Source organism: Isoptericola sp. NPDC057559 (genome assembly GCF_042801555.1).
Lineage (GTDB): Bacteria > Actinomycetota > Actinomycetes > Actinomycetales > Cellulomonadaceae > Isoptericola.
In genome coordinates, this window is record NZ_JBHVFQ010000051.1 from 1 (window position 1) to 7422 (window position 7422).

General features: G+C 74.3%; 8 protein-coding genes and 3 tRNA genes. 6 read left to right on the forward strand and 5 right to left on the reverse strand.

The features are described 5' to 3' along the window. Positions 1-726 (reverse strand): YeiH family protein (locus ACFU5J_RS21725; protein WP_430580105.1); only part of this gene is annotated, 726 nt, incomplete at its 3' end. Between the two features lie 69 nt (positions 727-795). On the opposite strand from ACFU5J_RS21725, the gene ACFU5J_RS21730 reads away from it, so the two are divergent. Continuing rightward, positions 796-1701 carry a LysR substrate-binding domain-containing protein gene (locus ACFU5J_RS21730; RefSeq protein WP_430576374.1) on the forward strand — a complete coding sequence of 302 codons (906 nt, stop codon included), beginning with the start codon at positions 796-798 and terminating at the stop codon, positions 1699-1701. 74 nt (positions 1702-1775) lie between these two features. On the opposite strand, the gene ACFU5J_RS21735 is transcribed toward ACFU5J_RS21730, so the two are convergent. Beyond that, a complete protein-coding gene (locus ACFU5J_RS21735) occupies positions 1776-2597 on the reverse strand; it encodes a class I SAM-dependent methyltransferase (RefSeq protein ID WP_430580106.1) in 822 nt (273 codons plus the stop codon). A gap of 152 nt (positions 2598-2749) precedes the next feature. Here ACFU5J_RS21735 and ACFU5J_RS21740 point away from each other — a divergent pair. From ACFU5J_RS21740 to ACFU5J_RS21750, 3 genes are all read left to right on the forward strand, one after another. Beyond that, positions 2750-2821 (forward strand) — tRNA-Gln (locus ACFU5J_RS21740). Between the two features lie 75 nt (positions 2822-2896). Continuing rightward, positions 2897-2969: transfer RNA gene (locus ACFU5J_RS21745), tRNA-Glu, on the forward strand. 62 nt (positions 2970-3031) lie between these two features. Next, a tRNA-Glu gene (locus tag ACFU5J_RS21750) sits at positions 3032-3104 on the forward strand. Between the two features lie 93 nt (positions 3105-3197). Here the strand turns inward: ACFU5J_RS21750 and ACFU5J_RS21755 are convergent. From ACFU5J_RS21755 to ACFU5J_RS21765, 3 genes are all read right to left on the reverse strand, one after another. Further along, positions 3198-3992, reverse strand: a complete 795-nt coding sequence (locus tag ACFU5J_RS21755; RefSeq protein ID WP_430580107.1) for a PH domain-containing protein — start codon at positions 3990-3992, stop codon at positions 3198-3200. A gap of 8 nt (positions 3993-4000) precedes the next feature. Beyond that, the gene (locus ACFU5J_RS21760) at positions 4001-4168 is read right to left on the reverse strand and encodes a hypothetical protein (RefSeq protein WP_380320620.1); all 168 of its coding nucleotides are present in this window, start codon (positions 4166-4168) and stop codon (positions 4001-4003) included. 159 nt (positions 4169-4327) lie between these two features. Beyond that, the gene (locus tag ACFU5J_RS21765; protein ID WP_079574616.1) at positions 4328-5047 is read right to left on the reverse strand and encodes an IclR family transcriptional regulator; all 720 of its coding nucleotides are present in this window, start codon (positions 5045-5047) and stop codon (positions 4328-4330) included. Between the two features lie 165 nt (positions 5048-5212). Between ACFU5J_RS21765 and leuC the strand changes: the two genes are divergently transcribed. Further along, positions 5213-6688 (forward strand): 3-isopropylmalate dehydratase large subunit, encoded by a 1476-nt coding sequence (leuC, locus tag ACFU5J_RS21770; protein ID WP_430576371.1) that lies wholly within the window; start codon positions 5213-5215, stop codon positions 6686-6688. A gap of 27 nt (positions 6689-6715) precedes the next feature. Further along, complete coding sequence (gene leuD / locus ACFU5J_RS21775) at positions 6716-7354, forward strand: 3-isopropylmalate dehydratase small subunit (protein ID WP_430580108.1); 639 nt, start codon at positions 6716-6718, stop codon at positions 7352-7354. Positions 7355-7422 lie beyond the last annotated feature (68 nt).

The following is a 7422-nucleotide window of genomic DNA, read 5'->3' on the forward strand; positions in this document are numbered from 1 at the left end:
GGCCGAGACGGTGCCCGCGGCGGCGACCACCTGCGCCACCTCCTGCACGCTGGCGCCGATCCAGAGGCCGGCCTGGTGGTCGGTGAGCCCCAGCGCGCTCGCGAGCGGCGGCAGCGCGAAGATCGCGATCGTCCCGTAGACGGTGACGAGGGCGAGCGCGGCGGCGACGTCGTCGCGCAGGCGGGCCTGCTCGGCGCCGCCGGAGCCCGGGTCGCGCTCGAGCACGCTCGTCATCGCGGAGACGGCTGCGGCGCCGCAGATCGAGAACCCGGTGGCCACGAGCAGCGAGGTGGTGCGCGGCACCCGCAGGAGCCGGCCGAGGCCGAGGATCGCGGCGAACGTGCACGTCACGGTGACGACCACGACGGCGATGCCGCGCCAGCCGAGCGCCAGCACGTCGGGGATGGAGAGCTGGAGGCCGAGCAGCACCACGCCGGCGCGCAGCACGGTGCGCGCCGTCCAGTCCGTGCCGGGCCCCACCCGCTCGGCGAACCGCGCGGCGCGGCCGCTGCGGGGCACCACGCGCCCGAGCACGGAGCCGACCACCGCGCCCACCAGCAGGGCGAGCACGAGCGGGGACACCGCGCCGCCCGTCACGGGGGCGAGGAGCCGGCTGACGCCGAGCAGGACGAGGGTGGCGACGGCGGCGAGCACGAGGCCCGGCGCGAGGCGGGTGGCGGCTGCGCGGGTCTCGGGGCGTCGCGGTGCGGCGAGGATGGTGGGCACAGGACCAGGTTCGTCACCCGCGCGGCGCCCCGGAAGCGCCAGGTGCCGATCGATCCATAGACTCGCGCTATGGCAGAACGTCCCCCGCTGGCCGCGCTCGAGCTGCTGGTCGCCCTCGACGCCCACGGATCGATCAGCGCGGCCGCCCGCGCCGCCGGGGTCTCGCAGCCCACGGCGTCGGCCGGGCTGCACCGGCTCGAGCGCCGGCTCGGCCTCGAGCTCCTCTCCCGTGGGCCGCGGGGGACCGCGCTCACCGCCGCCGGTCACCGGGTGGCCGAGGCCGCCCGCGACGTCGTGGCCGCCGTCGACCGGTTCGAGGCCGCCGCCGCGGCGCTGCGGTCCGCGCCCGTGGCCGGCCTGCGCGTGGCGGCGAGCCTGACGATCGCCGAGTACCTCGCGCCGCGCTGGCTGGCCGCGTTCGCGCGCGCCGAGCGCGAGCACGGCGCGGCGCCCGAGGTGGAGCTGGTCGTGCGCAACTCGCGCGAGGTCATGGAGCTCGTGCTCGACGAGGGCGCGGAGCTCGGGTTCGTCGAGAGCCCGACGGTGCGGCGCGGGCTGCGGTCGCGCACGGTCGCCCACGACGAGCTCGTCGCCGTCGTCGCGCCCACCCACCCCTGGGCGCGCCGCCGTGCGGTCGACCCGGACCTGCTGGTGAGCGGCCGCCTGGTGCTGCGGGAGGCCGGCTCGGGCACCCGCGACGTGCTCGAGGACGCCCTCGGCCAGGCCGGCGTGCGGCTGCCGGCGCAGGTCACCGCGCTCGGGTCGACCGCGGCGGTGAAGGCGGCGGTGCGCCACGGGGAGGGCGTCACGGTGCTCTCCGCCCTCACCGTGGCCGACGAGGTCGCCGGCGGCCACCTCGTCACGGTGCCGATCTCGCGCCTCGACCTCTCGCGTCGGCTGCGCGTGGTGTGGCGCGACGGGGCGGCGCTCTCCGCCCCCGCCCGGCGGCTCGCGGCGGTGGCGGGGGCGCGCTGACCCGGGCCATGGAGCGGCCCGGCCCGGCTCGGCCCGGCTCGGCCCGGCGCGGCCCGGCGCGGCCCGGCGCGAGGTCAGCGCCGGGTCGCCCGGTAGGCGTGCGTGACGTAGGGCAGCTCGATCTCGGTGCGGCCGGCCAGGGCGGGATGGGTGGCGACCAGCGTGTCGACCTCGGCCAGGCGGGCCGCCCGCTCGTCGTCGGGCAGCGTCAGCAGGTAGCTGCGCGTCCCGGCGAGCACGCGCAGCGCGCCGGCGGGGATCCGGTCGGTCCAGCGGACCGTGTGCGCCTCGACGGCGGTGAACGCCGCGCCGAGCCCGGCCAGCGGGTCGTTCCCCGCCGCGGGCTCGAGGCGGTCCCCCCGGTGCAGGATCTCGCCGAACCGGGCGACCCACTCCACGTCGGCGTCCCGGTCGTTCCACGCGACGCCGAGGGTGCCCCCGGGGCGCAGCACGCGGGCGATCTCCGCGGCGGCGGCGGTCGCGTCGAACCAGTGCCACGCCTGCCCCACGAGCACGGCGTCCACCGACGCGTCCGCCAGCGGGACGTCCTCGGCGGTGCCGCGGTGCGTCGTGACCCCGGGCAGGCGGGCGGACAGCTCCTGGAGCATGGCGGGGGAGAGGTCGACGGCGACGAGCTCCGCGCCGGGGCCGGCGACCTCGGCGGCCACCTCGGTGAGCTTGCCCGTGCCCGCGGCGAGGTCCAGGACGCGTCGCGGCCCGGCGGGCAGCATCCACTCGACGGCCTCCCGCGGGTACGAGGGCCTGACCTGCGCGTACACGTCCGCGTCCCGCTCGAAGGACGCCGCGCGGTCGGCGTGCGCCTGGGGGTCGGCCACCTGCGCGGGGTCGACGGGCATCGGGTCGGGCACGGCCGGCGGGGGCGGGGTGGAGGTCATGGGGCGAGCCTTCCACGACGGCCGCCGCGAGGTGACGTACGGCACCCCACGCGCGTTTTGGACGTCGGTCCGGCATCCGGTAATGTTCTCTGACGTTGGGCCTGACGCGGTCGCTCCGACGATGTCGGAATCGCCCGGAGGGTCTGATTCTTTGGGGTATGGTGTAATTGGCAGCACGAGAGATTCTGATTCTCTTAGTCTAGGTTCGAGTCCTGGTACCCCAGCGCAACGCTCTTCATCCGCCGACGCGGCGTGAAGGGTACGCACGGCACGGAGTCCCTCGGGACGTCGAGTCATAGGCCCCCATCGTCTAGCGGCCTAGGACGCCGCCCTCTCACGGCGGTAACGCGGGTTCAAATCCCGCTGGGGGTACGCAGGTCGACCGTCGCCGGTCGATCGCCAGGTCAGCGCCTCGCGGCACGGACCAGTTCCAGGCCCCCATCGTCTAGCGGCCTAGGACGCCGCCCTCTCACGGCGGTAACGCGGGTTCAAATCCCGCTGGGGGTACAGAGCACGAGGCCCGGTCCGACAGGACCGGGCCTTCGTCGTTCCCGGACGTCGCTCGTCTCGGGATCGGGACCATCGCCGTCGTGCCCGCCGCTAGAGGAACGGGTCGGGCACCGTCGCGCCGTCGCTGCTCGGGTGGGGGTAGCTCGCGCCGGTGGGCTTCCAGGTCACCGGGTGCGCGCCCTCGCTCGGCTGCGCCTCGGGCGGCCGCGGCGCCGGGGTGGCGGGCTGGACGGCGATCGGCTGCGTCGTCGGGCGCGGGCCCTCGGGGTCGGTGCGGCCCGGGACGATCGTCGGCCCGCCGGGGACACGGCCCCCGGGCGTCCCCCCGCCCGCCGGCGCGTCGTCATCGTCGTCGTGCGAGCGGCCGGGGGTGAAGAGCGTGTCGCACAGCGTGCGGTACGTGGCGTCGGGGTGCGGGACGTGCGTGATGGTGCGCAGCGCCTGGTCCTGGCCGGCGGACTCCATGTCGAACCGGCCGTACCCGAGGACCTGCCCCAGCGGGCTGCGCGAGTAGCCCATGTCGGTGACCTTCTTCAGCGGCATCATCGCCACCTTGTGCACCACGAGCCCGTACAGCAGCAGGAGCCGCTTGTCCGTCGCGACGAACCACTCGTAGCGCCACTCGAGGCAGCGCCAGGCGAGGCGCCCCGCGACGACGAACCAGACCAGCCACAGCCACTGCGCGGTGCTGCGCACGTCCACCGGGGTGGACATGACGATGGTGCCGATCAGCAGGAACGCGCCGACGGTCAGGGCGATCGGCCCGAGGAGGACGGCCCAGTGCCGCCGGGTGGCGACGATGACGTGCTCGCGGGGGAGCACGTACCGGCGCAGGTGCCCGTGCGCGCGGACGGCGTCGCGCTGCCGGGGCTCCTCGGTGACCATGGGTCGGCTCAGGACGCGATGGTGGAGAAGAACTGCACGAAGCTGGAGATCGTGTTGGCGATGAAGTCCCAGATCGAGGTGACGATGTTGCCGGCTCGGTCCGGGTCGTTCACGATCGCGAAGATCAGGAAGATCACCACGATCCAGATCAGCAGGGTCTTGGCCTTCGCGGGCATCAGGTCCTCACGCCTCTCGGGTCTCGGGGCAGGGTTGCCCCACCAGCCAGGAGCGTACTGACCTGGGACGGGGCCGGACAGCACCGGGCCCGGCGCGCCGCGTCGGTACGCGGCGGCCGGGCCCGTGGCGCCCTGGCGGAGATCAGGAGGGTGCGGGGCTCACTCGCCCGCGCGGCGGAGCACCTCGGTGAGCCGGTTGGCGGCGGAGACGACGGCGGCGGAGTGCAGGCGCCCCGGCTGGCGGGTGAGCCGCTCGACGGGGCCGGAGACGGACACCGACGCCACGACCCGCCCCGACGGCCCGCGCACGGGCGCGGACACCGACGCGACGCCGAGCTCGCGCTCGGACACCGACTGCGCCCACCCGCGGCGGCGCACGCCGGACAGGATCGTCGCGGTGAAGACCGCCTCGCGCAGGCCGCGGTGCAGGCGGTCCGGCTCCTCCCAGGCGAGGAGGATCTGCGCCGCGGAGCCCGCGTGCATGGTGAGCGTGGCGCCCACGGGGATCGAGTCGCGCAGGCCGACCGGTCGCTCGGCGGCGGCCACGCAGACGCGGTGGTCACCCTGGCGCCGGTAGAGCTGCGCGCTTTCGCCCGTGTGGTCGCGCAGGGCGGTCAGCACGGGGTTGGCCGCGGCGAGGAGCCGGTCCTCGCCGGCCGCCGTCGCGAGCTCGTTGAGGCGCGGTCCGAGCACGAACCGCCCCTGCATGTCTCGGCCCACGAGCCGGTGGTGCTCGAGCGCGACGGCCAGGCGGTGCGCCGTGGGGCGGGCGAGTCCGGTCGATGAGACCAGCTGCGCCAGGGTGGCGGGACCCGCCTCCAGAGCACCCAGCACGGACGCGGCCTTGTCCAGTACGCCGACTCCGCTAGTATCGTCCATAGGACGATATTGGCGTCTCGCCCACTGAGATTGCAAGTCGAGGACCGCATCTCACTGGACGGAACCGTCTCGCGGACCGAGCCTTGCCGGTCCCGACCGGCGGTATCGACCGAGACACACGCACACGCACGACGGCCGCGGGACGCGGCGGACGAGGAGCTCATGATGGCCGGCACGCTGGCGGAGAAGGTCTGGGAGGCGCACCTGGTGCGCCGTGGCAGCGACGGGGCACCCGACCTCCTCTACATCGACCTGCACCTCGTGCACGAGGTGACGAGCCCGCAGGCGTTCGAGGGCCTGCGCCTCGCCGGGCGCCCCGTCCGTCGTCCCGACCTGACGATCGCGACCGAGGACCACAACACCCCGACGCTCGACATCGACCTGCCGATCGCGGACCTCACCAGCCGCACGCAGATCGACACGCTGCGCAACAACGCCCGCGAGTTCGGCGTCCGGATCCACTCCCTCGGCGACGCCGACCAGGGCATCGTGCACCAGGTGGGCCCGCAGCTCGGCCTGACGATGCCCGGCCTCACCGTGGTCTGCGGCGACTCGCACACCTCCACGCACGGCGCGTTCGGCGCGCTGGCCTTCGGCATCGGCACCTCCGAGGTCGAGCACGTGCTCGCCACCCAGACGCTGCCGCTGGCGCCGTTCCGGACGATGGCGATCACCGTGAACGGCGAGCTGCCCCCGGGTGCCACCAGCAAGGACATCATCCTGGCGATCATCGCCAAGATCGGCACCGGCGGCGGCCAGGGCTACGTGCTCGAGTACCGCGGCGAGGCCATCCGCAAGCTCTCGATGGAGGCGCGGATGACCATCTGCAACATGTCCATCGAGGCGGGCGCCCGCGCCGGCATGATCGCCCCCGACCAGACCACGTTCGACTACCTCCAGGGCCGCCCGCACGCCCCCGAGGGCGAGGACTGGGACGCCGCCGTCGAGTACTGGTCGACGCTGCGCAGCGACGACGACGCCGAGTTCGACGCGGAGGTCGTCCTCGAGGCGGCCGACCTCGAGCCCTTCGTCACCTGGGGCACCAACCCGGGCCAGGGCCTGCCGCTGTCGGCCTCCGTGCCGGTCCCGGCCGAGATCGCCGACGAGAACGAGCGCGTCACCGCCGAGCGCGCCCTGGAGTACATGGGCCTCGAGGCCGGCACGCCGCTGCGCGACGTGAAGGTCGACACGGTCTTCATCGGCTCCTGCACCAACGGCCGCATCGAGGACCTGCGCTCGGTGGCCAAGGTGCTCCAGGGCCGGCACAAGAACGACGACGTGCGCGTCCTCGTGGTCCCCGCCTCGGCGCGCGTGCGCCTGCAGGCCGAGGCCGAGGGCCTGGACGTCATCTTCAAGGAGTTCGGCGCGGAGTGGCGCAACGCCGGCTGCTCGATGTGCCTCGGCATGAACCCGGACCAGCTCCAGCCGGGCGAGCGCGCCGCGTCGACGTCCAACCGCAACTTCGAGGGTCGCCAGGGCAAGGGCGGGCGCACCCACCTCGTGTCGCCGCTGGTCGCGGCGGCCACGGCCATCCGCGGCACGCTGTCGTCGGTCGCCGACCTCGAGTTCGAGGGCGACGTCGACCTCACGACGTTCGACGGCACCCCGCTGGCGCCGCTGTCCGCCCCGTCCTTCGTCTGACCCCCCACCCCGTAGCAGGAGATCGTCATGGAGAAGTTCACCACCCACACGGGCGTCGGGGTGCCGCTGCGCCGCACCAACGTCGACACCGACCAGATCATCCCCGCCGTCTACCTCAAGCGCGTGACGCGCACGGGCTTCGAGGACGCGCTGTTCGCCGCCTGGCGCGGCGACCCGACGTTCATCCTCAACCAGGACGCGTACAAGGCCGGCTCCGTGCTCGTCGCCGGCGCGGACTTCGGCACCGGCTCGTCCCGCGAGCACGCCGTCTGGGCGCTCAAGGACTACGGCTTCCGCGTGGTGCTGGCGCCCCGGTTCGCGGACATCTTCCGCGGCAACTCGGGCAAGCAGGGCCTCGTGGCCGGCATCGTCGCGCAGGAGGACATCGAGATCCTCTGGAAGATCCTCGAGACCAAGCCCGGCACCGAGGTGACCGTGGACCTCGAGGCGCGCACCGCGCACGCCGACGACGTCACCGTGCCGTTCCAGATCGACGATTACACGCGCTGGCGCCTCATGGAGGGCCTCGACGACATCGGCCTCACGCTGCAGCACGAGGACGACATCGCGGCCTTCGAGGCGGAGCGCGCGGCCTGGCGGCCCAGGACGCTGCCGGCCAAGCACCTGCCGAGCGTCCCGATCGAGCCGGCGCGCCCGGTCGGCTGACCCCGCCCCGCGGCATCGAGCGTGCTGGCTTGCTCCTCAAACGATGCGTTTGAGGAGCAAGCCAGCAC

Bases quoted from the DNA above. Each gene is read 5' to 3' on its own strand.
- ACFU5J_RS21730 (WP_430576374.1), top strand. From the start codon at position 796: ATGGCAGAACGTCCCCCGCTGGCCGCGCTCGAGCTGCTGGTCGCCCTC.
- ACFU5J_RS21735 (WP_430580106.1), bottom strand. From the start codon at position 2,597: ATGACCTCCACCCCGCCCCCGCCGGCCGTGCCCGACCCGATGCCCGTC.
- ACFU5J_RS21755 (WP_430580107.1), bottom strand. From the start codon at position 3,992: ATGGTCACCGAGGAGCCCCGGCAGCGCGACGCCGTCCGCGCGCACGGG.
- ACFU5J_RS21760 (WP_380320620.1), bottom strand. From the start codon at position 4,168: ATGCCCGCGAAGGCCAAGACCCTGCTGATCTGGATCGTGGTGATCTTC.
- ACFU5J_RS21765 (WP_079574616.1), bottom strand. From the start codon at position 5,047: ATGGACGATACTAGCGGAGTCGGCGTACTGGACAAGGCCGCGTCCGTG.
- leuC (WP_430576371.1), top strand. From the start codon at position 5,213: ATGGCCGGCACGCTGGCGGAGAAGGTCTGGGAGGCGCACCTGGTGCGC.
- leuD (WP_430580108.1), top strand. From the start codon at position 6,716: ATGGAGAAGTTCACCACCCACACGGGCGTCGGGGTGCCGCTGCGCCGC.